Raw genomic sequence first — 25343 nt, 5'->3', positions numbered from 1 at the left:
AAACTAGTCCTGCTTTACCGAGGCGATGAACCCCTTGTTGTACTTGACGTTGACACCAGGTGCGATCTCCAGGGTCACCGACTGGTCGTCAATGGAGGTGATCTTGCCGTGCATGCCGCCGGCGGTCACGACCTGGTCCCCCTTCTTGAGGGCCTCGAGCAGGGCGCGGTGCTCCTTCGCCTTTTTCTGCTGGGGGCGGATGAGCAGGAAGTAAAAGATGGCGAACATCAAGATGAGGGGGATCATCCCCTGGAACTGGGCCATCATGCCACCGCCGGCAGCACCGGCTGCGGGGGCCCCTTCTGCAAACGCCAAACTGAACATGGTGTTACCTCCTGTTGTGGTTTCCCTGATATTGCATGTAAAGCTCTATCGCGATCCGGCTTGCAGCTGCCGGTTTGCGTTTTCAGGTGCTGTCGCGGGCAAAGACGTCCGCCCTACCCCGTCCCTACCCCTTTGAGAATACCGGCTCCGCCATCGCCCGCCGGGCGTAGAACTCCTTGCGGAACTGGGCGAAGCGCCCCTCGGCGATGGCCCGCCGCACCTCACCCATCAGGTTCAGGTAAAAGTGCAGGTTGTGCCAGGTGTTCAGCCGGGATGCCAGGATCTCCTGGCTGCGGTACAGGTGCCGCAGGTACGCCCGCGAGTAGTTGCGGCAGACGTAGCAGTCGCAGGCCGGGTCGATCGGCCCCTCGTCCTCGGCGAAGATCGCGGACTTGATGTTGATCCTGCCGGTCGAGGTGAAGAGCGCGCCGTTACGGGCGTTCCGGGTCGGCATCACGCAGTCGAACATGTCGAAGCCGGCGTTTATCCCTTCGATGAGATCCTCGGGGGCCCCGATCCCCATGATGTAACGCGGGCTGCTCTCGGGGAGGATGTCGGAGCAGGCCTGCATCATGTCGTACATGATCTCGCGTTCCTCGCCCACGGAGAGCCCACCGAGCGCGTAGCCGTCGAAGCCGATGTCGATGATCTGCCGGGCACTCTCGCGCCGGAGTTCGGGATGCATCCCCCCCTGCACGATGCCGAAGAGCGCCTGGTCCGGGCGGCGGTGCGCCTCCTTGCAGCGCCTGGCCCACCGAGTGGTGAGCTCGAGCGACTTCTTCACGTAGTCGTACTCGGCGGGGTACGGCGGGCACTCGTCGAAGCACATGGCGATGTCCGAGCCGAGCGCCTCCTGGATGGCCACCGAGACCTCGGGGGAGATGAAGTGCTTGGAGCCGTCGATGTGGGAGCGGAACTGCACCCCCTCTTCGCTTATCTTGCGCAACTCCCCCAGGGAGAAGACCTGAAACCCGCCCGAGTCGGTGAGGATGGGCCGGTCCCAGTGCATGAAGCGGTGCAGCCCTCCAAGACGTGCCACCAGGTCATGCCCCGGGCGCAGGTAGAGGTGGTAGGTGTTCGCCAGGATGATCTGGGAGCCTACCTCGACCAGTTCCTCCGGGGTCATCGCCTTCACCGTCGCCTGGGTGCCGACCGGCATGAAGATCGGGGTCTCGATCTTGCCGTGCGTGGTTGTCAGAGAACCTAACCGGGCTTGGGATCCCGGATCTTTCGCGATAAGTTCGAACGTGAGAGCTGCCAAACACACTTCCCGTGCTGCGTAGTTGTTGGTAACACCGAGCTGCCGTTTCTGGCGGCACAGGGCCGCACTATATAACGGGCGGCTCACACAGTGTCAATGCTGTAGACATAATTGATTCGCGCCAGGCCGCGCCGTGCCCTCACCTGTCGTTTCAGGACTCCGGCTCCATCGGCCGTTAAGCTACCTTCTTGTCAGCCGATGAACATGGCGTCGCCGTAGCTGAAGAACCGGAAGCGGCGCTGAACCGCCTCGCGGTAGGCTTCGAGCATCCGTTCCTTGCCGGCAAAGGCGCACACTAACATAAACAGGGTCGATTTGGGGAGATGAAAATTCGTTATCAGTGCATCGACCACCCGGAAACGGTAACCGGGGAGGATAAAGATATCCGCCTCGCGCTCCCCCGCCGCAAGCTCTCCCGAGGCCGCGGCATGCTCCAGGGCCCTCAAAGCGGTGGTCCCCAGGGCGATGACCCGCCCCCCCTGCTCCCGGGTGCGCCGGATCGCCTCGGCGGTCTGTTCCGGGATACGGTACCACTCGCGGTGCATGGTGTGCTGCGAGAGGTCCTCGACCCGGACCGGCATGAAGGTTCCAAGCCCCACGTGCAGGGTGAGCGACTCGATCCCGGCCCCGGCGGCACGGATCTCCTCAAGAAGCCCGGGGGTGAAGTGCAGCCCAGCGGTAGGGGCCGCCACGGCACCTTTCTCCCGGGCGAACACCGTCTGGTATCGCTCGCGGTCCTCGCCCTGCGGTTCGCGCTTGATGTAGGGGGGGAGCGGCAGGCGCCCCACCTGGTCGAGCCAGCCCCAGAAGTCCTGGTGGCCGGTGAACTGGACCCGCCATTCGCCGTCGCCACGCTCCAGGACGGTCGCCAGCACCCCCTCCTCCATCAGGATCCGGCAGCCGGCGCCGGGGCTCTTGGAGGCCTTCACCAGGCAGCTCCAGGTTTCCCCGTCCCCCGGCACCCGGCGCACCAGGAAGATCTCCACGGCCCCTCCGGTCTCCTTGCGACCGAAGAGCCGGGCCGGGATGACCCGGGTATCGTTGACGACCAAAAGGTCCCCCGGGCGGATCAGGGAGGCAATGCCCGCGATCCCCAACTCGCTCAGGGCGCCGCTCACGCGGTCCAGGGCCAAAAGCCGCGAGGCGTCGCGGCGCTCCGCCGGATGCTGGGCGATGAGCTCGGGGGGAAGTTCGTAGTCGAAATCGGAAAGCAGCATGGTCAGCGAGCGTCCCCTTTGCTGAGCGTCACGCCGGGGTAGTAGTAGGAGAGGATCTCGCGATAGCTGAAGCCGTCACCGGCGCGCTGCTTGGCGCCCCACTGACACAGGCCGACTCCGTGACCGCTCCCTACCCCGCTCACCACGACGTCGTCACCGAAGCTCCTGATCTCGAAATTGGTGCTCTTCACCGCGCCGTAGCCAAGCGCCTTGCGGAAGGCTACCCCCGGTACCGCGATGCGCCCCCGCGCCGCGTAGACCGCCACGTCCTGGACCCGGCCGCTGTCGTTGCGGCTGCCGACCCGCAGCTCCTTGAGTCCGGCTACCTGGAAACCGGCCGCACGTAAAGCCCCCTCGACCTTTTTCAGGGTCAGGTTGAGCTCCCAGCGCACCGGGTTGGCCTGTTGGCAGTATTGGCAGGGAACGCCGCGCAGGTAGGGGATCGAAAGACCCCAGACCCGCTCCGAGGACTCGGTGTGGCCGGCGCAATTGGAGTGGTAGAAGGCCTGGATCACCTTCCCGTCGTAGGTCAAAAGTTCACCGGCGGTTTCCGCGACCCCGCGGGCCGCCCGGCTGTCCTCGAGGTCGCACCCTTCGTAGACCTGGTCCATCACGGTCGATTCGAGCTGGTACGGGGCGCCCCGGCGGGCCTGTTTCTGGTACACGGCATAGGTGCGGGCGATCACCGCCTGGGCCTTGATCGCCTCCATGGGCCATGCCGAAGAGATCTCGCAGTTGATGAGTCCCACCAGGTACTCTTCCAGGGGGAGTTCGTTCACCACCAAAAGACCGCGCTCGCCCGGGGTCACCTCGAGAAGGCCACGGTACCCCTTGCCGTTCACGGTGACCCGCGCCGGCGCCGAGGCGATGAGCCCCGGAAGACTCCTGCCGTTGACCAGGATGCCGTCCCGGACCCGCTTCACTTCGAGGGGCATCTCGAGCCTGAGCGGATACCCCTTGGTGTCGGTCAAAAGGATCCCGGTGCCGTCGATGCGCAGGGTCTCGGCGCCCTTAACCAGGGCGACCCTGATAGTCTCAGGACGCAGCGCCGCTGAACTTACCGCAGCGACCAGACACATAACCACTATGAGTAACAACCTGAAACAGTTCATCGATCCCGCGAGCACCAGTTCCCTTCCCTAAAGCCTCAACTATAAACCATGGAACACCGTGCAAAGTCAATAATTTTATCATTCTAACTTCGCGCAAATCCGTGTATTATTGGCAAGTCTATTGCTTCAGCTCTCATTAGAATATCGCCGACTGCCACTGCGCACACCCCCGAATCGGGGCCCGCTGCGGCATAAAACCCACGCCACAGCGTGACGGCGGCCACCACCGTTCTCTGGGTTGCTGTCAAATGGCGGAGCGAGCGCCCGCCAGGCTCCGCCATTGCGCAGAAGCCTCTGGCCAAATCACGTACATCTTCGCCCCGGAAGGTCTATGCTTAATTCGCTGAAAATAAAAATCCTCACCCTGGTCACCCTGATCATGATGCTGATCATCGGCACCGTCGCCTTCCTGAACTTCCGCCACCAGAAGGAAATGCTGCACGAGATCGCCAACCGCAACACCCAGGTGCTCATCGAGACCATCAAGAGCTCCATCGGCAACGCCATGCTTTCCGGCCATGCCGAGGAGATCGGCAGCGTCTTCGCCCGCATCCGGACCCGGGAATTCGTGAAGTCACTGCGCATCCTGGACGCCAACGGCAAGATCCTGGTCTCCGCCTCCCGAAACGAGGTGGGCAAACAGGTCCCCGGCTTTGGCCCCGAACAGGCGCCCGGCACCAAGGGGACCCTGGGCGAGGATGGCTCGTTCGTCTCCTTTGCCCGGATCTCCAATGCCCCCGCCTGCTTCAAGTGTCACGCTGCCGGACAGGATACCCTCGGATTCCTGGAGATACGGCTCTCCCTCGACTACCTGCAGGAGTACATCGCCCACGAGCGCGACACCGCGGTCTTCTCGAGCCTGCTTTTGGTAACCCTCATCTTCTGCACCATCGGTATCTTCCTCATCGTCTACGTGGACAAGCCGATCCACCGGCTTATCGCCTTCATGAGGGACGTGGAGCGCGGGGACTTCGAACAGAAAATCGAGCTTTCCTCAAGCTACGAGATGCGCACCCTGGGCGAGAGTTTCAACCGGATGGTGCAGCGGGTGAAGGCCCTCATGCAGTCGACCGTGGCCCACGAGCGTGAACTGGCGCGGGCCCAGGAGAAACTTAACCACCACCGCGAAACCCACCAGATGAACGGTCGGCTCGAGGAGCAGATCCGCGAGATCGAGACCCTGAACGTGACCCTCGAGGAGCGCATCGAGGAGATCGAGGAGGCGAACTACAAGATCGCCGACCTGGCCGGCGAGCTCGAGGACAAGAACACCAACCTGGAAAAGGCGGTTGCCAAGCTCTCCACCCTGTACAAGCTGGGGCTCGCCATCAACTCCACCATCGAGGTGGAGAGCCTCTACCACCTGGTGGTCCAGACCACCATGGAGACCCTGCAGGCCCAGATCGGCTACATCATGCTCTACGACGCCGAGGTGGGCGAGCTCAAGGTGACCAACCTGATCGGCACCGGCAACGACGCCCAGCTCCAGGAGGCGCGCATCCAGATGAAGGAGTCGGGCGTCTCCACCTGGGTGATCAGAAACGGCCGCCCGCTGCTCATCGCCGACATGGAGCAGGCCCCAGAGTTCGACCGGTTGAGCGTCCTGGGCTACGAGAGAAAGACCCTGATCTGCGCACCTTTGCAGGTGAAAGACGAGATCATCGGCACCCTCACCGTGGTCAACAAGCAGAACAACAGTACCTATAACCACGAAGAGCTCGAGCTCCTGAGCACCATCGCCGCGCAGGCCTCCATCGCCATCAAGAACGCCAAGCTCTACGACGAGCAGCAGAAGACCTACCTGAATACCATCCAGGCGCTGGTCTCCGCCATCGAGGCAAGCGACTCCTACACCCGGGGACACTCCGAGCGGGTGACCCGGCTCTCGCTCGCCCTGGCCCGCCGGCTCGACCTGCCGCAAAACCGCCTCAAGGTGATCGAGCGTGCCGCCATCCTGCACGACATCGGCAAGATCGGCATCGACCTGTCGCTTCTGCACAAGGAGGAGCAGCTGACCAGCGCCGACGTGGCCGAACTGCAGCTGCACCCGACCATCGGCATGAAGATCCTCGAGCCGATCGAGTTCCTCTACGACGTGCGGCTGTGCATCGGTCAGCACCACGAACGCTACGACGGGCTGGGCTACCCGAACAACCTAGCCGCCGAGGAACTCCTGCTGGAGTCGCGCATCCTCGCCATCGCGGACTCCTTCGACGCCATGACCTCGGATCGCCCCTACCGCAAGGCGCTGGACGTCGAGGTGGCCATCCAGGAGCTCTCGGAGAATGCCGGTACCCAGTTCGACCCGGAACTGGTCCCCATCTTCATCGACCTTTTAATGACCCCCAATTTCCTGCCGCACCGCGTGCTGGAGGCGGCAGAGGCCTGAGAATCGTCTTAAGTCCCCAGAAACCGTAACGATTGCCCCTGTCGGCAATACATGGTATAAAAGGCAGGTCCATTCCGGCCCGCGCCCAGGCGACGGGCCGGCTCACGTTGGGCCGGCCGGGTCTGCCAGGCAGCCGGGCCCGCAACAGAGCATGCTTCGGGAGATTTCGTGGCAGCACTACTGGAAATAACGGGACTGAGCACCCGCTTCAAGCTGCCGGGAGGCGAGCTGAGGGCGGTCGAGGGGGTCGACCTTACCCTGGAGCCGGGAGAAACCCTGGCACTGGTGGGGGAATCGGGGTGCGGCAAGAGCATGACCGCCGCCTCCATCATGCGCCTGGTGCCGCCGCCGGGACGCATCGTCTCGGGGAGCATCCGCTTCAAGGGGGAGGACCTGCTCCAGCTCCCCGAGGACCAGATGCGCAACGTGCGCGGCAACCGGATCGCCATGGTCTTCCAGGATCCGATGACCTCCCTGAACCCGGTGTTCACCATAGGGAACCAGATCGCCGAGGGGCTGCGCCTGCACCGCGGCTTGTCCAAGAAACTGGCCGAGGACGAAGCGGTTGAGATGCTCTCCCTGGTCGGGATCCCGGCCCCGCGCGAGCGCCTCAAGGATTACCCGCACCAGCTCTCCGGCGGGATGCGCCAGCGGGTCATGATCGCCATGGCCCTTACCTGCCGCCCGGAGCTGGTGATCGCCGACGAGCCGACCACCGCCTTGGACGTCACCATCCAGGCCCAGATCCTCGAGCTTTTGGACCGGCTCAAGGAGGAGACCGGGATGGGGCTCATCCTGATCACCCACAACCTGGGGATCGTCGCCGAGCGCGCGCACCGCACCGCCATCATGTACGCGGGGGAGATTGTGGAATCGGCCCCGACGGACGAACTGTTCGGCAACCCGCTGCACCCCTACACGCGCGGGCTCTTGGCCTCGCTGCCGGAAAATGCCCAGCCCGGCGAGCGGCTGGCGACCATCGCGGGGAGCGTGCCGGACCTGAAAATGGCTCTTGCCGGCTGCCCCTTCAGGGAGCGCTGCCCGATCTGCGAGGAGGTCTGCGCGACCCATCACCCCGGAATGAAGGAGGCAGGCCCCGGACACCTGGTCCGCTGCCTGATGGTGCCATGAAGCCCCTTTTGAACGCTCAAAACCTGGTCAAGCAGTTCCCGGTACAGGCCGGCCCGTTCGAACCCAGGCGCATCCTCACCGCCGTCGCGGGGATCGACCTGGAGCTCTACCCGGGCGAGACCCTGGGGCTTGCCGGCGAGTCCGGCTGCGGCAAGTCGACGGTGGCGCGCCTTTTGACCGGGCTTATGCCTGCCAGCTCAGGGTCGATCAGCTTCGACGGCCGGGAGCTGGGCTCCCTGGACGCCCCCGGCCTCGTCCGTTTCCGCAAGGAAGTCCAGATGATTTTCCAGGACCCCTTCTCCTCGCTCAACCCGAGGATGCGGGTGGAGGAGATCATCGGCGAGCCGCTGGCGATCCACGGCATCGGGACGCCGGCCGAGCGGCGCGACCGGGTGGCGACCCTGGCGACCCGGGTGGGGCTCTCGCCGGACCACCTCAAGCGCTTTCCCCACGAATTCTCCGGCGGGCAGCGCCAAAGAATCGGCATCGCCCGTGCCCTCGCCGTCTCGCCCCGGCTCATCATCGCAGACGAGCCGGTCTCGGCGCTGGACCTCTCGATCCAGGCCCAGATCATCAACCTTCTGCAGGATCTCAAGGCCGAACTCGACCTCGGCTTTTTGTTCATCACCCACGACCTCTCGGTGCTTCGGCACCTAAGCGACCGGGTCGCCATCATGTACCTGGGGCGCATCGTCGAGACCGGCAGCCGCGAGGCAGTGCTCGACCGGTTCCTGCACCCCTACACCGAGGTGCTCTTGAGCGCGATCCCCCGGATCGACGGCGCCAAGGAGCACCGGGTCATCGCCCGGGGCGAGCTCCCCTCCCCGCTGGCACCCCCCTCGGGCTGCCCGTTCCACACCCGCTGCCCCTATGCGCAGCCGGTATGCGCCAGCGAGCCCCCGCCCCTGGAGGAGAAGGAACCGGGGCACGCGGCGGCCTGTCATTTTAGTAAAGATATCTATCGCTCGAAACGATAGCTTTTCGATTGACAAGATAGCTTTCGTACTACATATAGATAATCAAGAACTACGGGAGATGGCAGCGACCCGTTCCGGGGCCGCGACCCCGAAGCCGGCAGGAAGAGCAGACCGCCTTCTTCCGGCACCGTGCCTTAGGCGCCAGGATCATATCGAAGCGGAGGAAAGAAAGTTGGCATTTGACAAGACGAAGGATTTCACCAAGGAAGCGGAGATGCTCAAGGTGCTCGGGCACCCGATCCGGCTTAAGATAGTGGCGGGACTCTGCACCAAGGAGTGCAACGTAAAGCACATCTGGGAGTGCCTGGGGTTGCCGCAGGCCACGGTATCGCAGCACCTGGCGCTTTTGAAGAACAAGGGGATCATCGAAGGGACCCGGGACGGGGTCGAGGTGCACTACGCGGTGGTGAGCCCCTTCGCCCGCAGGCTCATCGAGATCCTGGACCAGCCGTAAGGAGCTGAAGCGGCCTCAGGAGCCGCTGACATCGAGCTCGCCGATCCTGAGCGAAGGCGAGCCGACCGTACCGAAGAAGCGCAGGTCGTTCCCCACCAGTTCTACGTTATTGAAGAGCTCGAAGAGGTTGCCGGCGATGGCGATCCCCTTGACCGGGTGCACGGGCTCCCCACCCTCCAGGTAGTATCCGGCAGCACCCACCGAAAAATCCCCCGAAATGGCGTTGGCGGTATGCATGCCGAGCACCTCGGTGATCAGGACACCACGGCCGATTCCCGCACGCAGTTCCTCAGGGGTACTCGTCCCGTTTTCCAGGTGCAGGTTGTGCACGGCAAGCCGTGGTGGGCCCTTCACCCCGCCGCGTACCGAGTTGCCGGTAGAGGTGGCCCCCAGCCGGCTTCCCCAGTAGCTGTCGTAGAGAAAGCCCTGCAGTACCCCCGAGGTCACCAGCGGGGTATCCTGCTGCGGCACCCCTTCGCCATCACACGGGGCGCTCCCCGGACCGTTTTCCAGGAGCCCGTTGTCGCGCACGCTGACGATACCCGAGAAGATCCGCTCGCCGGTGCGGCCGGCCAGCCCCGACTTCCCCTTGTGCACATTTTCCCCGAGGAAAGAGCCCGAGAGCACATCCAGCAGTTGCGCGGCCACGTGCCGGTCGAGCACTACCGGGCAGCGCATGGTGGCAAGCGAGCGTGCACCCAGCAGGGCCACGGCCTTGCCGGCGGCGCCGGCCGCCACCAGTTCCGGGTCGACACCGTCGAAGCGGTGCGAGAAACCGTAATCCCACCCCATCTGGGCGCCGCCGTCGGCTTCGGCGACCGCCGAGGCGCTCAGGCTCAGCTGGCTTCCCTGGTACTGTGCCGCGATCCCCAGCGAGTTCTGGATCAGCACCTGGTAGACCGACTCGCTGTAGCTGCACTTGCGCACCCGCTTCACCCGCGAGTCCTGGGCGAGCACCCGGCGTTCCAGTTCGAGCGCCCGCTCCACCTTGTCCTCATCCGGAGTCGCGGCGAAGGCGGGATCGTACAGCCCGGGGAGAACCGGGTAGCCGCCAGGTGCCGGCGCCGGAAGCACGCAGGAAGGGTCCGGGGTCTGCATGGTAGCGGCGACCACGGCGCCTTCCACCATGCGTTCCAGGGCAGTTTTCTCGAGCGAGGTGGAAAAGGAGAACCCCAGCCCCGGGCCGATCTTGACCCTTACCGCGACACCGAGGGGTTCGGCGCAGCGGAAGGCATCAACCTGGCCGTTTCTCGCCTCGACCGAAAGGTCCCGGGAGCGGGTCAGCATCACCTCGAAGGCATCGGGCTTCTTGGCCTCGAGTAGCGCGGCTACCTGGCTGGCGTAGGGGGTAAGGTCGGTCATGGTGCCTCTTCGTTGGGTTCAACGTGATCGGACCGGTGGGACAATCGGGGATCGCCTACAGGTCCAGGATCATGGCAATTTCGTCGCAGTCGGGAAACTTCACGCACTTGATGCAGTCGCCCCAGACCTTGTGCGGCAACTCCGACTTGTCCACCACCTTAAAGCCGAATTTGGCGAAGAAATCCGGTTTGTAGGTCAGGCAAAAAAGGCGTTTCAGGCCGATCTCGCGGGCCTCCTCGAGGCAGGCTCCCACCACCTTGGAGCCGATACCGCGGCGGCCGGCATCCTCGGCGACCGCCACCGAGCGCACCTCGGCCAGGTCTTCCCAGACGATGTGCAGGGCGGAGGCGCCGAGCACCCGCCCCTCTTCTTCCCAGATGTAGAAATCGCGTATGGCATCGTAGAGTTCGGAAAGCGAGCGGGAAAGCATCTCGCCGCGGCTCGCGTAGTTGGTGAGCAGTTTCTGGATATCTTTTACGTCGCTGATCTTGGCCTTTCTCAACATGTCGCTGCCTCCTGAATCAATTCCCGGGCGTGCTCCAGGGTCTTCTCGGTAATCTTCGCTCCGCCCAACATCCGCGCCACTTCTGCCACCCTCCCCTCGCCTTCCAGGCGCTGGACGCAGGTGGAGGTGCGGCCGTCGCTGACCGCCTTTTCGACCCGCAGGTGCTGGTCCGCGAAAGCGGCCACCTGGGGGAGATGGGTGATGGCCAGCACCTGCTGTGCTCCGGCCACCTTCTTCAGTTTCACGCCGACCAGTGCCGAGGTGGCCCCGCCGATACCGGTGTCGACCTCGTCGAAGATCAGCGTCGGCACCTCGCTCTCCGGGTGGAGCTGCTTCAGGGCCAGCATGAGCCGGGAGAGCTCTCCGCCGGAAGCTACCTTGGCCAAGGGGCGGGGGGGCTCGCCGGGGTTGGGCGAGAAGAGGAACTCGGCCCGCTCGAAACCGTAGGCACGCGGCTCCGCCAGGGGCTCGAAGCTCGTCTCGAACACGGCGTGCTTCATGGCAAGCTCGGCAAGCTCGCGCTCCATCCCTTCCTTGAGGCCGGCCGCACCTTTGCGTCGTGCATCGGTCAGCCGCTTCCCGAGCCGGGTCAGTTCGTCCTTCAGGGACGCGATCTCCGCCGTCAGGTGGTCGCGGGTCTCTTCCCGCCCGGTAAGCCCGGCGAGTTCGGCTGCGATCCCTTCCTGGTAGCTGAGGATCTCGGCGATGTCTGCGCCGTACTTGCGCTTCAGCTTGTTGATGGCATCGATCCGGTCGTCCAGCTGCTCCAGTCGCCCGGGATCCGCCTCCACCCCCGCCGCGTAGTCGCGCAGGGTAAGCGAGGCGTCTTCCAACTGTGCGTAGGCCCCCTCGAGGTTATCGCAGACCGGAGCGAGGTTGCGGTCGATGGCGCTCACCTCGGCAATGCTGCCGATCACCCGGCGCAGCCTCCCCAAGAGAGCGGCATCGTCGCCGTAGAGGGCGTCGAAGGCCTGCTGGCTCGCGGAGAGGAGCTTCTCGCCGTGCGCCAGGCGCCCGCGCTCTTCGGCAAGCTCTTCCTCTTCCCCGAGGTACAGCTTGGCAGCGACGATCTCCTCGTTCTGGAAGGAGAGCAGGTCCAGGCGGCGCGCAGCCTCGCGCTCCCCCTGCTCCAGCGCCTCGAGTTCCCCCCTCGCCTTCTGGTACGCCTCGAAACGCGCCTGGAACTCCTCGCGCATCTTGAGCGAACCGGCAAAACCGTCCAAAAGGCGCAGGTGCTGGTCGATCTTCAAGAGTGTCTGGGAATCGTGCTGGCCGTAGATGTTGATGAGGCCGCGGGAGATTTCGGCGAGCATGGCAGTGGTTGCCAGTCCGCCGGAGATGAAGACGCGGTTCTTGCCGCCGCGGGAGACCACCCGGCGCACCAGGAGTTCACCGTCGCACTCGATGCCGCTTTCGGCGAGGCTTTTGGCCAGTGCGGGGCGCTCGGTCAGGTCGAAGAGCGCCTCAACCGAGGCCTCCTCGGCACCGGAACGGATCAGCTCGGAGCTCGCCCGGCCGCCCAGGATCAGGTTCACCGCGTCGATGATGATCGATTTACCGGCACCGGTTTCGCCGGTAAGGATATTGAGGCCGGGCTGGAACTCCACGTGCAGCTTGTCGATGATGGCGAGATTGCTTATCTGCAGTTCTCTCAGCACTACCGCTCCCCCCACTTGAGCTTGGCCCGGAGCACGGAAAAGTAGTCCTTGCTGCGCGACTGGACCAGGCGGGCCACGTGGTCGGACTTCCTGATGTGCACCTGGTCGCCACAGATGAGCTTGACACCGACCTGACCGTCCAGGGTCAGGAACACCGCCTCGTCCTCCTGCGCGTCGATGCGGATGGCGATGCTCGCCTCGGCACCCACCACGAGCGGGCGGTTGGTCAGGGTGTGCGGGCAGATCGGGGTGATCGAGATGCAGTTAAGCCCCGGGTGGATGATGGGGCCGTTCGCGGAGAGCGAGTAGCCGGTCGAGCCGGTAGGAGTGCAGACGATCAGGCCGTCGGCCTTGAAGGTGGTCAGGTGACGCCCGTCCACCGAGGTCTCCATGTCGACGATGCGCGCGAGCGCCCCCTTGTTGATGACGGCGTCGTTCAAGACGCGGTGGCGCTCGATCTGCTCGCCGCCCCGTAGCACCTGGGCCAAAAGCATCATGCGCTGGCTCACCTCGAAGTCGCCAGCCAGGCAGCGCTCCATGGCAGGGTACATCTCGTCCAGGGTGATCTCGGTGAGAAAGCCGAGGCTCCCCAGGTTCACCCCCAGGATGGGGACCTCCCGCGAGCCGACCATGCGGCAGGCGGCGATCAGCGTCCCGTCGCCCCCAAGGACCACCACCAGGTCGGCGCCGGTGGCAACCTCGGAGCTCTCGGCGCTCTCGGCGAGACCCGGATGCCTGAGCTGTTTGGAGAGGTGTTCCTCTACCCGGGGGACGATTTCGCGCTGGGTCAGCCAGTCGATCAGTTCCTCGGCAACGCCCAGACAACGGGGGTCGTGCACTTTCGCTATGATGGCGATTTTTTTCATCAGACCCCCTTTACTTGTATTGTAATCTAGGATTTACTAGCATATAAGTTGTACCATGTCCAATGGAAACTAGATCTGGCGCGGCTCCGCGGGGAGGGGTTCCAGCCTGGGAAATCGGGCTCGGAACAGGGTGACTAATGAGTGAACCGGTGATAGAAGAATCAAACGGCATCGTCGAACAGCTCGATCAGGAAATGGCCATCATCAAATCCTTCCTGGAGCACCTCGAATACACCCTCGGCAAGGACAAATACTCCGCAACCAGGTACGACGGTTTCAACGCTTTGGCCTACGCGGTCCGCGACCACCTGGTGGAGCGCTGGCTGGACACCCAGCAGGCCTACTACAATTCCGACGACAAGAGGGTCTACTACATCTCCATGGAATTCCTGATGGGGCGCGCCCTGGGTAACAGCCTCATCAACCTCGGGATGTACGAGGACTTCCAGGAGGCGGTCACCTCGCTGGGTTACGATTTCGAGGCGATCCTCGCCGAGGAGCAGGACGCCGGGCTCGGTAACGGGGGCTTGGGGCGTCTCGCCGCCTGCTTCCTCGACTCCATGGCCACCATGTCGATCCCCGCCTACGGCTACGGCATCCGCTACGAGTACGGCATCTTCCGCCAGCACCTGGTGGACGGCGCCCAGCTCGAGATCCCCGACAACTGGCTGCGCTACCGAAACCCCTGGGAGTTGGACCGCCAGGAGCACCTGCACACCGTGAAGTTCTACGGCCGGGTCATCACCACCATCAACTCGCAGGGACAGCTGGTGCGCGAGTGGGTTGATACCGAGGACGTCATGGCGATGGCCTACGACACCCCGATCCCCGGCTACCAGACCCACTCGGTCAACACGCTCAGGCTCTGGAGCGCCAAGTCGAGCCGCGAGTTCGACCTCAAGTTCTTCAACGAGGGGAACTACATCCGCGCGGTGGAAAAGAAGATGCAGTCCGAGACCATCTCGAAGGTCCTCTACCCCGCCGACAACGTCATCGAGGGGAAGGAGCTCCGCTTCAAGCAGGAGTACTTCCTCGCCTCGGCGACGGTGCACGACGTCTTGTACCGCTTCAAGAAAAAGCACAACGACCTGAAGCTCCTCCCGGACAAGGTCGCCATCCAGTTGAACGACACCCACCCGGCCCTCGCGATCCCCGAACTGATGCGGGTGCTCATCGACCTGAACGGCATGAGCTTCGACGAGGCCTGGGAGATCACCCGCAAGGTTTTCGGCTACACCAACCACACCATCCTCCCCGAGGCTTTGGAGCAGTGGCCGGTCTGGTTCTTCGAGCAGATCCTGCCGCGCCACCTGCAGATCGTCTACGACATCAACGACCGCTTCATCAAGGACATCCAAGCCCGCTTCCCGGACGACCCGGAGCGCATCGCCCGCATGTCCATCGTCGAGGAGCACTGGGAGCGCAAGATCCGCATGGCGCACCTGGCCATCGTGGGGAGCCACTCGGTGAACGGCGTGGCCGCCCTGCACACCGAGATCCTGAAACACGAACTGTTCCGCGACTTTTTCGAGATGTACCCGGAGCGCTTCAACAACAAGACCAACGGCATCACCCAGCGGCGCTGGCTCAAGATGTCCAACCCGCTACTCTCCGGCTTGATCGACGAGTACATCGGCGACGCCTGGACCCGCGACCTCTACGAACTGGAGAAGCTGCGCGCGGTGGCGGGGGACCCGGAATTCGCCGGGCGCTGGAAAGAGGTGAAGCGCGCCAACAAGGAAGCGCTCTGCGCCTACATCCTGAAACACAGCGGCATCGTGGTCGATCCGGACTCCATGTTCGACGTGCAGGTGAAACGGATCCACGAGTACAAGCGCCAGCTTTTGAACGTCCTGCACATCATCACCCTCTTCAACCGGATCAAGGACAACCCGCAGGCCCGCGTGGTGCCGCGTACCTTCATCTTTGCCGGCAAGGCGGCCCCCTCCTACGCCATCGCGAAGCTGATCATCCGGCTGATCACCTCGGTTGCCGAGGTGGTGAACCGCGACCCGGACGTCGCCGGGCGGATCAAGGTGGTCTTCCTGGCAAACTACGGCGTGTCGCTGGCCGAGAAGATCTTCCCCGCCTCGGACCTCTCCGAACAGATCTCCACCGCTGGGACCGAGGCCTCGGGGACCGGCAACATGAAGTTCGCCCTGAACGGCGCGCTCACCATCGGCACCCTGGACGGCGCCAACATCGAGATCATGGAAGAGGTCGGCCGGGACAACATCTTCATCTTCGGTCTCACCGCCGCCGAAGTTGCCGAACTGAAAGGGCGCGGCTACAACCCGAAGGAATACTACAACAGCAACCTGGAGCTCAGACGCGTTTTGGACATGATATCTTCCGGCTTCTTCTCACCCGGAACCCCCGAACTGTTTCACCCCATCACGGATTCCCTTTTGAACCTGGGCGACCACTACATGCTCCTGGCCGACTACGCCTCGTACCTTACCTGCCAGGAGCAGGTAGGCGAAGTCTTCCTGAACCAGGACGAGTGGACCCGCCGCGCCATCCTGAACACTGCCGGCATGGGGAAATTCTCCAGCGACCGGACCATAGAAGAGTACGCCCGGGAGATCTGGGGCATCAAGCCGCTGGACATCCGCCCGGGTGCCGTCGAGTTGCAGAGGCACTGATGACCGATCTCTTCAGCGCCGCCCACACCGAAGTCGCCCCCCTTGCGGAGCGCATGCGACCGCGCTCGCTTGCCGAATACCTGGGACAGGAGCACCTGCTCGGCCCCGGCAAGATGCTGCGCCGCCTCATTGAAACCGACCGGCTCACCTCGCTCATTTTCTGGGGTCCTCCCGGTTCCGGCAAAACCACCCTGGGACGCGTCATCGCCAACGCCACCGAGAGCCACTTCATCTTCTTCTCCGCCATCATGTCCGGCATCAAGGAGATCCGCGAGGTGGTGAAAGAGGCCGAGGACACCCTCAAGTACCGCGGCAAGCGGACCATCCTTTTCGTCGACGAGATCCACCGTTTCAACAAGTCGCAGCAGGACGCCTTCCTCCCCTATGTGGAGCGTGGCACCTTCACCATGATCGGCGCCACGACGGAAAACCCCTCCTTTGAGGTGATCGCGCCGCTTTTGTCGCGCTGCAAGGTGCTGGTACTGAACCCCTTGGACGACGAGGTCGTGGTACAGATCCTGGAGCAGGCGCTTACCGACGCCGAGCGCGGCCTGGGCGAACTCCAGCTGAGCGCGACACCGGAGGCCCTGCAGCAGGTGGCGGCCTTGGCCGGCGGCGACGCGCGCGTGGCGCTCAACACCCTGGAGACCGCGTCGCGCCTGGCGCTCGAGGCGACCATCACCCCGGAAACCGTGCAGGAGGCGGTGCAGAAGAAGGCGCTCCTTTACGACAAGGGGGGCGAGGAACACTACAACGTGATCTCCGCCTTCATCAAGTCGATGCGCGGCTCGGATCCGGATGCCGCACTCTACTGGCTCGCGCGCATGATCGAGTCCGGCGAGGATCCCATCTTCATCCTGCGCCGCATGGTGATCTTCGCCTCAGAGGACGTCGGCAACGCCGATCCCCGCGCCCTGCAGATGGCGGTGTCGGCCCTGCAAGCCTTCCAACTGGTCGGCATGCCCGAGGGGCGCATCATCCTGGGGCAGGCCGTGACCTACCTGGCAACGGCGCCCAAGTCGAACGCCTCGTACCTGGGGATCAACCAGGCACTTTCCGAGGTGAGAAAGAGCGGGGCTCTGCCAGTCCCGATGCAGATCCGAAACGCACCGACAAAGCTCATGAAGAACCTCGGCTACGGGCAGGGGTACCTCTATCCTCACGACTACGACGACGGGAAGGCGGCGCAGGACTACCTCCCCGACCAGTTACAGGGACGACGCTTCTACGAGCCGAAGGCCAGCGGCTACGAAAAAAGCATCAAGGAGCGCATGGAATGGCTCAAGGCGGAGAAGGAGAAGGCGGGGCGCTGATCGGCTGACCGCCTTCCCCCGCCATCCCCGTTTCCGAAGCAAAGGCGAAGGCAGGTTCGGCCCCCGTTATCAGGCCCAGCGCACGGAAGTCGCCAATCTCCAGGCGCCTGTCACCTTGTTGCCTCGCTGCCGCGCTCTTTTCTGCCGCACCACCTGACCAGCCCTTCCCAGAACGTCCCCATCCTGCCACGCTAACCGTCGCCCTTCAGGCCGCCCCCACCGCCAACCTTACACCCTTCTAATCATCTTGAATCATTGGACATTTTTGCGCCAGTTCCCGCCCGGGACTGTTGTAATACAAGGACTCCATGATATATTCAATCTGGCCCTGAAGGGGAACGACCTACGGGTGCACCATTTGGTGCCCCTACACCATATCTGGAGCAGACATGAAGAAAATCGGGATCATCACCAGCGGCGGCGACTGTTCGGGCATGAATGCCGCCATAAGAAGTGCCACCCGTACCGCACTGAGTCACGGGGTGCAGGTTATCGGGTTCCGTAAAGGGTATGTCGGCCTCTTGAAGGGGGAATACCTCGAGATGGGGACCAAGGACGTGGCGGGCATCCTGCACCGCGGCGGTACCTTTCTCCAGTCGGCACGCAGCGAAGAGTTCAGGACGGTTCTGGGACGGGAAAAGGCCGTGCGCCACCTCGAAGAGTTGGGCGTCGACGGGTTGGTGGTCATCGGCGGGGACGGCTCCCTGAACGGGGCGCTTGCCCTGCACCGGATGGGCGTGCCGGTGGTCGGCATTCCGGCCAGCATCGACAACGACATCGCCTTCACCGACATGGCCCTGGGCGTGGACACCGCGCTCAACAACATCATCTACGCCGTCGACTGCATCAAGGACACGGCAAGCTCCCACGACCGCGCCTTCGTCATCGAGGTGATGGGGCGAAACTCCGGTTACCTGGCCGGCACCGCGGCGATCGCCACCGGCGCCGAGTATGCTATCGTACCGGAAATCGAGTGCGACATCACCGACCTGTGCAACCAGTTGCGGCAGCGCTACGAGGAAGGACGCAGCAATGCCATCATCATCCTCGCCGAAGGAGCCGGACGGGCCCAGAACATCGCCGACACCATCAAGGACGCCATCGGCTTCGAGACCAGGGTGACCGTCCTCGGTCACTACCAGCGCGGCGGTGCGCCGTCGGTATTCGACCGGCTTCTGGGGAGCCGTTTCGGGCACGCAGCGGTCGAGTTGCTGCTCTCCGGAGACAAGGGAAAGATGGTCGGGCTCTGCTGCAACGCGATCGTGCCGACCCTCTTGGAAACGGTGGTGGTGAGTGAGAAGCGGCCCCAGGACGACCTGCACGGCATGTCGCAAATCCTCGGTATTTAATAGATAGCTTCAAGCTGCACCGTGAACCGGTTGCAGGAGCGGAAATCAAAAAAGGCGCGGACCGAAGGTACGCGCCTTTTCGTTTTTCCTCGATACCACCTGCTGCTCAGCTGCGGCTGTAGGCGATGGCGGTTATGGTGTGCCCCAGCGGGTCCCGGATCACGCAGTAGCGGCCGATCTTAGGGATGTTGGTCGGTTCCACAAGTATCGTGCCGCCGTATTCGGGCACCCGGGCAGCTGTCTCGTCGACATCGGTCACCGTTACGTAGATCCCCCACCCAAGCCGCGGGTCTTCCGGTTCGCTGGTCGCCACCATGCCACCCACGTCCTTGCCATCCACCTTGATCAACGTGTAGGCTCCCTCCCCTACCCACGGCTCGGTATTCCAGCCAAAAAGCCTGCTGTAAAAGGCTTCCGCCGCATGAACATCGGTGGTGGTCAACTCGAACCAGCTGAAGGCACCCTGCACCCGGAAATGATCCCCCATGATCCCCCATGATCCGCCCTCCTTACGACAAATATCTTCTAATTATATTTTATTTATATTAACTAGCAAGGGGGCAGTTAGGCTAGGGAAGGAACTGCAGTTATATTGGAGGTTTCGACTGGCAGGACGGAGGGGATCGCAGGGCTACCGGGGAAAGAAGCGGCAGCGGGGGCTAACTCATGGGAAAGGCAGCGAGGATCAGCTTTGGAGAGAGGCAGGAAGCTCAGCGCAATTTGAGGCGATCCAGCACCAGCCCCACCACCCGGTTCAAGGCATGGTTGCGAGGGAGAAAGGAAAACACCGGGGGCTTTCGGGTACCGATCTTTTCCAGAAGTGACAGGATCTCGGCGTTCCCGCCGCAGTTCATCCCCTCGCGCAGGGCCTGCAAGGCCTCCACCTTTTTCCCGGCTACCAGGTGGACCCTGGCGAGATTGAGAAAGTGGATCGGATTTTCAGGCTCCTGCTGGAGCGCGCTTCCACACAGTTCTACCCCTTTCCTCACCTGGCCCCGCTCCTTGGCGACGCAGTAACCGAGATAAGAGTACCAGCAGGCGTTGTCGAAGATCTTCAGGGCACGCTCCAGGAAGGCGAGCGCCGAGGAGGTCTCACCGGCGTCCAAAGCAGCGACGGCTCGATCATACAACTTTACAGCCTCTTCGGAGTTGACCTGCATTGCCATCCCCCTTGCACCACGACTCCCCTCGGTGAGTTCCCTGCACAACCTGCTGCTCGGCGCACTTCCAAGGCCGCACAGCTTTTTACCGTTTCTGATAATAGGGCATCTTATGAAACGATTTCAATCCTTATTTAAGGCAGAAGATCAACTGCGCGGAAAACTCAAGAGCGCCCTTTAAAGAAGGGACAGAAGGTCAGTGTGACGGTCGATGCGCGCCAGGGCGGCCATGTCACCACGGTAGGCGACAAACGGGACACCAGCAGCCTCGGCCGCCTGACGGTCCACCTCGGAATCCCCCACAAAAAGGGCCTGAGCCGGGGAGATGCCGTAGTGGTCGAGCACCTTGAAAAGCGGCTCAGGGTGCGGCTTCGGGTTGGTGACCTTGGCGGCGGTCATGACGCAGCTGAAAAAGCCGTTGAGTCCGAAGGATTCGAGGAGCAGGTCCATGGAGTTTGCCCGGTTGGTGCAGACGGCAAGTTCCACACGCCCCTTGAGGGCGCTGAGCGTTTCGTGCAACCCCTCTTCCACCACCATGAGCGGAAAGAGCTTGCGGTAGTCCAGGGAGGCGGAAAACTGGCGCACCTCCGTTAGCCGCGGGTCGCCCTTGAACAGGTAGGCGAGCACATCCTTGTTGCAGTAGGTGTGCAGCACCCTCATGGTCTCTCGGTCGTTGCGGTCCAAGGGGGGCATGCCGAAGTGGTCCATCACCTGAACATAAAAGTTGAGATTAGCCTCGAAGGAGTCGAAGAGCACACCATCGCAGTCGTAGATTACAGCCTTGATATCGTTCAAACCAGTTGTTCTCCAGGAGCAGCGCTGCTAGCTCTCCTCCGTCCCGGCATGGGCGGTAAGATACTCTTCCCATTCGATGGGAAGCATGTGTTTCTTGCGATTGTTGCAGTCCTTGCAGCAGGGGACCACGTTGCCCCGGCTGCTGCTGCCGCCTCGGATCACCGGGACGATGTGGTCCATGGAGAGTTCATCCGGTGGGAAGCTGCCGCGGCAGTAGTGGCAGATCCCCTTGGCGACCCTGTTTTTCCACCACTGGCTCTTGCGCAGCTCGCGCGCCTTGTTGCGCTCGCGCTTGATCTCCTCCTCGCTCACGGTGACGATGAAGTAATCCACCCCGCCCCCTAGCTGTTCCGGAAGTTGACGATAGCGGCCCGGGCCAATTCGTCGCAGCGCTCGTTTTCCGGGTGGCCGTTGTGGCCACGCACCCAGACCCAGCGCACCTTGTGCACCTTGGTCAGCGCCACCAGACGCTCCCAGAGGTCGCGGTTCACTACCGGCTCCTTCTTGCTGTTCACCCAGCCCCGTTTCTGCCACCCCGAAAGCCACTCGGTCATCCCCTTGACCAGGTACTGAGAGTCCGTGGTCACGACCACCTCGCAGGGGCGGTTCAGCGCCTCCAGGCCCGCGATGGCGGCACTCATCTCCATCCGGTTGTTGGTGGTGGCCCCGTCAGCCCCGGAGATTTCCTTCACCTTGTCGCCGCAGCGCAGGATGCTGCCATACCCGCCGACACCGGGATTACCGCTGCAGGCCCCATCACAAAAGATCTCGACGATCATGACGGAATCCTCCCCAGGTCGGGAAGCATGGCGGCAATGGCGTCCATGACCCGGTCGACGATCAACTGGTGGGTTTCCTTGCAATCCGGCAAGGCAAAGAGGTCCGCGAAATCCAGCGGCGCGCCAAAACTCACCGCCCCGTGCGCTCCCAGGCTCGGGAAACGCCAGCGGTTGATGCCGGTGAGCGCGGTGGGGATGACCACCGGACGGGTGTCGTAGATGATCTTGCCGACGCCGCGGTTCCCTTTCCCCAGCACACCATCCTTGTGGCGGGTTCCTTCGGGGAAGAGCATCACCTTTTGATCGAGCAACAGGTCGTTTATGTGCTTGCCCGCCCGCACGTCGCGACCGCGCTTCACCGGGAAAGCTCCCCAGGAGCCGTACAAGGTCCCCAAGAACCAGTTCTTAAAGAGTTCCTCCTTGGCAGGAGCCCAAAGCATCTGTAGCGGATTGCGCCGGATCACGGCCCAGGGGAGAAAAACGGTATCGTAGGCGGAGATGTGATTGGAGGCGATGAGCACCCCACCGCTGGCGGGGATCTGCTCCCCACCTTTCACGGTGAACCGGTTCAGGCCGGACGCATAACAGCCAATTACCCAAATAGAAAACGTCACCCAGAAGCGACGCACAAAAGAGACCTTCAAAGCTACCCCTCTAAGGCAGGATTTTTACCGCAAGTCAGCTGAATCTATACCATGAACTCGCGATGCGGGGCAACCGTTTACATCCTCATTTCCAGATTCCGTCCACAGGGGTGCCACAGCCGGGACACTTGCCGCGGTCCAGCAGGTTCTTTTCGATGAGGTAACCATAGCGCCTGATCAGCAGTCCTCCGCAGGCCGGGCAGACGGTATTTTCGCCCCCCTCGCCGGGAACGTTTCCCTCGTACACGTAGCGCAGCCCGGCTTCCTGGCCGAAGCGCCGGGCAGTACGCAGCGTGCTCACCGGGGTACGCGGCTCGTCGGTAAGCTGGAACGTCGGATAGAACTGGCTGACATGCCACGGAGTCTGCGGCCCGAGTTCCTTGGCTATGAACTCGGCAATGCCCCGCAACTCGGCCTCGGAATCGTTTCGATGCGGAATAATGAGGGTGGTGAGCTCCAGCCAGATCCCCAGTCGATGGTATTCGCGGATGCAGTCGAGCACCTGGTCGAGCGAAGCGCCGACCACCTTGCGGTAGAACTCCGGGGAAAACCCCTTGAGGTCGATGTTGGCAGCGTCCAGGTACGGTGCAATGGTGACCAGCGCGTCGCTGGTTATGTACCCGTTGGTCACAAAAACGTTCTTGAGCCCAGCGGCGTGCGCCAGCTTTGCGGTTTCGTAGGCGTACTCAAAGAAGATGGTTGGCTCGGTGTAGGTGTAGGCAATGGAGTTGCACCCCGCCTCGATGGCCCGTTCCACGATGGTCTCCGGGGCCACAAAGCTTCCCGAGTTTTCGACCCGGGCAGGCTCCGGCTGCGAGATGCTGAAATTCTGGCAGTGCAGGCAGCGAAAATTGCAGCCCACCGTGGCAACCGAATAGCAGCGGCTGCCGGGGAGCAGATGAAAGAGCGGTTTTTTTTCGATGGGATCGATATTCTCGGCCACCGCCCGACCGTACACCAGGGAGTAGAGTACCCCTTCCCGGTTCTCCCGCACCAAGCAATGACCACGTTTCCCCGGTTCGATGAGACAGTAAAAACGGCAGAGCCCGCAACGGACCCGGCCGGCATCGAGCTTTTCGTAAAACATCGCTTCCTTCATGGCACGACCTCCCAGCATGATCGCTTTAGGTAGAACAGCAAAGAGGCCGGTGTCCCGGCACAGGAAAGGCTCCAGGGGGATGACTCATTCCGGGCAGCCCCGGGTTTCAAACAGCACTGGAAACAGGCGTGACCGGCGAGTCGAGCAGGAATGCTGGGGGGCTCCTCTTTGCAGGATACCAGGTTGAGGAGCACGAGGGTAAAGCGGTTAAGGACCCGAAATTGTGATGAACTGGGCCTAACATTCCCTGACTGAAGATACCATTGGGTAAACAGAAATTCAAACCAATGTTTCGGTTTAGCCAGACAAAAAATAATTTTGCAGGCATCCTCCGCACCCCCGCCTTCGCCGGCGATTTCTCAAAAATAAAAATACTCGTGTTCTATTATTCGCATTCCTATGAATAACAATTACTTGCACAGAAGCTACCGGCAAGAGGTCACCGGCAGACTCCAGGTGTTATAAAATAGAAGCTCAAAAACACTACCTCACAAATCTCGTAAACAGCTGTTTTATGACACTTTTCGGTAAAAATTACACTTGCACCTGTAATTCCCGTTCTATATATTTAACCTACCATTACCCCTGTGACAGGAGAAAAAAACATGCATTGCCCGAAATGTAACAGCAAGAAAGGTATCGAAATCGACATGCACTCCGACGGCTACGCCAAAGACCTCCTCGAGTGCACCTCGTGCGGAACTATCTGGCTGGAGAAGTACAACGAAATCATTACCATCAACGAGCAGGCTGCTGCCTAACCGGGAAAAGGGGCGCCCCCGGGCGCCCCTCCTCTACACTTTGAATTCCTCTTTCCCAGGAAGCCCCCACTGCACCCTCTGCACCCTTCCCCCGATACACCGTCAGCTGACTGCTTGCCCCGCACCTCGCCATTTCTTCATTGTTCAGCGCCTTGCACGATACGGCCCCTCCTACTTATTAGTTTCTAAAACAAAGCGTCACGCTGCTGAAAGTATGACCTTCCCCGAAAGGAGTCCCTAGAATCGTTCAGCTTCCTGCGAAGAGGCTTACGCGCACAAAAAAACGCTTTTAACGCCCTTGAACGAGTGGGTGTAAAGGCCGTGAAGGATCGTCGAAGCGGAGGGTACTACCAGGCAGGTACTTCAGGGATACTGCGCGGATTTGCAGCGAGTGCTTCCAGGAAGGAGTCGTAAACCGGGGCGAGATTGCTCCAATCGTAGCGAGATACAAAGGCAGCAGACCCGGCAGGTGCCTGCGTTCTAGAGTCAAGCATCGCGCGCAAACGAGCCACGAGGTTCTCCTCCCTTCCGTACACCACTTGCTCGCGCAACGTTTCTGCGACGTGTTCGGGATAGGCAAGACGCTCGGGGAGCAGGGCCTGACAGCCGCAATACATCGCCTGCACCACGCTCGCCCCGAAAAACTCCTGGCGCGAGGTAACCGGCAGGATATCGGCACGCCAGAGCCACTGTGCGTACTGCGCAAAGCTCTCCAGGTAGCCCCACTGCACGACCCGGGTCTCTAGCCGCTTGCGCGCTTCCTCAAAGATGGCGGGCGAACGACCGAAGGACTCGCCGAGGACCGCCACCTGGAAGTCATGCCCCTCTTCAGCCAAGAGGTAGAGTGCGGCAAAGAACTCTTCGGGGTTCTTGTCGTACTCCCAGCGATGATTCCAAAGGATGAGCGGTACGCCAGAGCCGGCCTCTGCAGGGCGGTGCCTGTCCAACTTTCCCAGGTCAAGCCCCAGGGGCAGGACCCGACTCTTGCGACTCAGCTCCTGCACGGACTGCGGCTCGTTGTGGTCGGGAAAGGCGTGCAGGAAACCGGGGAGCGCCCCCAGGAAGCTGTCGCGGTGATAGCGCGAGTTGAAAAGCACCGCATCGGCTGCCAAAGCACTGGTGTAGTTGATGAAAGCGTAGTGCAGGTCCCGTTTGCTGCCAGGATCGGGATCGCCGGGGGACCAGGGATAGGTGAGCTGGTTTTCGTGGAAGTAGATGGCACAGGGGCAGTTCCCGGCTACCCTCCGGGTAAGTCCCAGAAAGGTTCCCAGGTCGAGCATATCCGTCGCCAGGATGAGGTCGGGACGTAAGCCCGAGGCGAGAAAGCGGTTGGCCAGGGTGACGGCGCCGCCGTGCATGCGCCACTTCCAATTGCGCCCGGGCAGGGTGAATAGCTCCACCTCGTGCCGACTGTGGTTGGCGTACTCCTGGAGCCAGGCAGCATGCGAGCCGGTGCAGTAGGGCTCGACGAGGGCGATGCGCATCGGGGATCCTTGTGGAGGTGCGGATCAGGCGGCAGGGAGCGGGTGCGCCCCTTCCCTC

24 protein-coding genes are annotated in these 25343 nt (G+C 62.4%); 8 read left to right on the top strand and 16 right to left on the bottom strand.

The genetic code is table 11. From position 1 onward, the window contains the following. Nucleotides 1-3 precede the first annotated feature (3 nt). The 4 genes from yajC to H7688_RS13850 form a co-directional block, all read right to left on the bottom strand. Nucleotides 4-324: a preprotein translocase subunit YajC gene (yajC, locus tag H7688_RS13865; protein WP_183361750.1), complete on the bottom strand. Its 321-nt coding sequence runs from the start codon at nt 322-324 to the stop codon at nt 4-6. Between the two features lie 124 nt (nt 325-448). Further along, entirely contained in the window at nt 449-1585 is a 1137-nt protein-coding gene (tgt, locus tag H7688_RS13860) for a tRNA guanosine(34) transglycosylase Tgt (RefSeq protein WP_183361749.1), read from the bottom strand. 191 nt (nt 1586-1776) lie between these two features. Beyond that, nucleotides 1777-2802 carry a tRNA preQ1(34) S-adenosylmethionine ribosyltransferase-isomerase QueA gene (gene queA / locus H7688_RS13855; protein WP_183361748.1) on the bottom strand — a complete coding sequence of 342 codons (1026 nt, stop codon included), beginning with the start codon at nt 2800-2802 and terminating at the stop codon, nt 1777-1779. Between the two features lie 2 nt (nt 2803-2804). Continuing rightward, a complete protein-coding gene (locus H7688_RS13850) occupies nt 2805-3914 on the bottom strand; it encodes a SpoIID/LytB domain-containing protein (RefSeq protein ID WP_183361747.1) in 1110 nt (369 codons plus the stop codon). A 331-nt stretch (nt 3915-4245) separates the two neighbouring features. Here H7688_RS13850 and H7688_RS13845 point away from each other — a divergent pair, with 331 nt between their 5' ends. The 4 genes from H7688_RS13845 to H7688_RS13830 all read left to right on the top strand — a co-directional run bounded on the left by H7688_RS13845 (nt 4246) and on the right by H7688_RS13830 (nt 8865). Beyond that, on the top strand, nt 4246-6303 hold the full coding sequence (locus H7688_RS13845) for an HD domain-containing phosphohydrolase (RefSeq protein WP_183361746.1): 2058 nt from the start codon (nt 4246-4248) through the stop codon (nt 6301-6303). A gap of 168 nt (nt 6304-6471) precedes the next feature. Beyond that, the gene (locus H7688_RS13840) at nt 6472-7434 is read left to right on the top strand and encodes an ABC transporter ATP-binding protein (RefSeq protein WP_183361745.1); all 963 of its coding nucleotides are present in this window, start codon (nt 6472-6474) and stop codon (nt 7432-7434) included. Next, entirely contained in the window at nt 7431-8411 is a 981-nt protein-coding gene (locus tag H7688_RS13835; RefSeq protein WP_183361744.1) for an ABC transporter ATP-binding protein, read from the top strand. Before H7688_RS13840 ends, H7688_RS13835 begins: the two co-directional genes overlap by 4 nt. A gap of 172 nt (nt 8412-8583) precedes the next feature. Beyond that, on the top strand, nt 8584-8865 hold the full coding sequence (locus H7688_RS13830) for an ArsR/SmtB family transcription factor (RefSeq protein ID WP_183355192.1): 282 nt from the start codon (nt 8584-8586) through the stop codon (nt 8863-8865). Nucleotides 8866-8880: 15 nt separating this feature from the next. On the opposite strand, the gene H7688_RS13825 is transcribed toward H7688_RS13830, so the two are convergent. Genes H7688_RS13825 through H7688_RS13810 form a run of 4 tightly spaced genes read right to left on the bottom strand, consistent with a single transcriptional unit; the run spans nt 8881 to nt 13256 of the window. Beyond that, nucleotides 8881-10227 (bottom strand): TldD/PmbA family protein, encoded by a 1347-nt coding sequence (locus H7688_RS13825; RefSeq protein ID WP_183361743.1) that lies wholly within the window; start codon nt 10225-10227, stop codon nt 8881-8883. A gap of 55 nt (nt 10228-10282) precedes the next feature. Beyond that, the gene (locus H7688_RS13820) at nt 10283-10732 is read right to left on the bottom strand and encodes an N-acetyltransferase (RefSeq protein WP_183361742.1); all 450 of its coding nucleotides are present in this window, start codon (nt 10730-10732) and stop codon (nt 10283-10285) included. After that, entirely contained in the window at nt 10726-12390 is a 1665-nt protein-coding gene (gene recN / locus H7688_RS13815; protein WP_183361741.1) for a DNA repair protein RecN, read from the bottom strand. Before recN ends, H7688_RS13820 begins: the two co-directional genes overlap by 7 nt. After that, entirely contained in the window at nt 12390-13256 is an 867-nt protein-coding gene (locus H7688_RS13810) for an NAD(+)/NADH kinase (protein WP_183361740.1), read from the bottom strand. The genes recN and H7688_RS13810 overlap by 1 nt, the downstream gene beginning before the upstream one ends. A gap of 194 nt (nt 13257-13450) precedes the next feature. Here H7688_RS13810 and H7688_RS13805 point away from each other — a divergent pair, with 194 nt between their 5' ends. The 3 genes from H7688_RS13805 (at nt 13451) to pfkA (ending at nt 18563) form a co-directional block, all read left to right on the top strand. After that, nucleotides 13451-15901, top strand: coding sequence for a glycogen/starch/alpha-glucan phosphorylase (locus H7688_RS13805; RefSeq protein ID WP_443093456.1), 2451 nt, complete (start codon nt 13451-13453; stop codon nt 15899-15901). Beyond that, nucleotides 15901-17214 (top strand): replication-associated recombination protein A, encoded by a 1314-nt coding sequence (locus H7688_RS13800; RefSeq protein ID WP_183361738.1) that lies wholly within the window; start codon nt 15901-15903, stop codon nt 17212-17214. Before H7688_RS13805 ends, H7688_RS13800 begins: the two co-directional genes overlap by 1 nt. Nucleotides 17215-17603: 389 nt before the next feature. Continuing rightward, a complete protein-coding gene (gene pfkA, locus H7688_RS13795) occupies nt 17604-18563 on the top strand; it encodes a 6-phosphofructokinase (protein WP_183361737.1) in 960 nt (319 codons plus the stop codon). A gap of 106 nt (nt 18564-18669) precedes the next feature. Here the strand turns inward: pfkA and H7688_RS13790 are convergent, their stop codons facing one another. The 7 genes from H7688_RS13790 to amrS all read right to left on the bottom strand — a co-directional run bounded on the left by H7688_RS13790 (nt 18670) and on the right by amrS (nt 23040). Next, nucleotides 18670-19050 (bottom strand): VOC family protein, encoded by a 381-nt coding sequence (locus H7688_RS13790; RefSeq protein ID WP_183361736.1) that lies wholly within the window; start codon nt 19048-19050, stop codon nt 18670-18672. A 223-nt stretch (nt 19051-19273) separates the two neighbouring features. Continuing rightward, nucleotides 19274-19693: a tetratricopeptide repeat protein gene (locus H7688_RS13785; RefSeq protein WP_246329808.1), complete on the bottom strand. Its 420-nt coding sequence runs from the start codon at nt 19691-19693 to the stop codon at nt 19274-19276. A gap of 207 nt (nt 19694-19900) precedes the next feature. Continuing rightward, nucleotides 19901-20518: an HAD family hydrolase gene (locus tag H7688_RS13780; protein ID WP_183361734.1), complete on the bottom strand. Its 618-nt coding sequence runs from the start codon at nt 20516-20518 to the stop codon at nt 19901-19903. Between the two features lie 27 nt (nt 20519-20545). Further along, nucleotides 20546-20851 (bottom strand): HNH endonuclease, encoded by a 306-nt coding sequence (locus tag H7688_RS13775; protein WP_183361733.1) that lies wholly within the window; start codon nt 20849-20851, stop codon nt 20546-20548. Nucleotides 20852-20859: 8 nt separating this feature from the next. Further along, the gene (rnhA, locus tag H7688_RS13770) at nt 20860-21297 is read right to left on the bottom strand and encodes a ribonuclease HI (protein WP_183361732.1); all 438 of its coding nucleotides are present in this window, start codon (nt 21295-21297) and stop codon (nt 20860-20862) included. Continuing rightward, nucleotides 21294-21941, bottom strand: a complete 648-nt coding sequence (locus H7688_RS13765) for a lysophospholipid acyltransferase family protein (RefSeq protein WP_183361731.1) — start codon at nt 21939-21941, stop codon at nt 21294-21296. The genes rnhA and H7688_RS13765 overlap by 4 nt, the downstream gene beginning before the upstream one ends. Before the next feature lie 85 nt (nt 21942-22026). Next, nucleotides 22027-23040 (bottom strand): AmmeMemoRadiSam system radical SAM enzyme, encoded by a 1014-nt coding sequence (gene amrS, locus H7688_RS13760; RefSeq protein WP_183361730.1) that lies wholly within the window; start codon nt 23038-23040, stop codon nt 22027-22029. Between the two features lie 605 nt (nt 23041-23645). Here amrS and H7688_RS13755 point away from each other — a divergent pair. Beyond that, a complete protein-coding gene (locus H7688_RS13755; RefSeq protein ID WP_183355208.1) occupies nt 23646-23801 on the top strand; it encodes a TFIIB-type zinc ribbon-containing protein in 156 nt (51 codons plus the stop codon). Between the two features lie 347 nt (nt 23802-24148). Here the strand turns inward: H7688_RS13755 and H7688_RS13750 are convergent, their stop codons facing one another. Continuing rightward, nucleotides 24149-25285 (bottom strand): tRNA-queuosine alpha-mannosyltransferase domain-containing protein, encoded by a 1137-nt coding sequence (locus tag H7688_RS13750; protein WP_183361729.1) that lies wholly within the window; start codon nt 25283-25285, stop codon nt 24149-24151. Nucleotides 25286-25343: the final 58 nt, after the last annotated feature.

This window comes from Geomonas limicola (assembly GCF_014193675.1).
Taxonomy (GTDB): Bacteria; Desulfobacterota; Desulfuromonadia; order Geobacterales; family Geobacteraceae; genus Geomonas; species Geomonas limicola.
The sequence above is the reverse complement of the archived record's forward strand: the minus strand, read 5'-3'. Positions and strand labels throughout refer to the sequence as shown.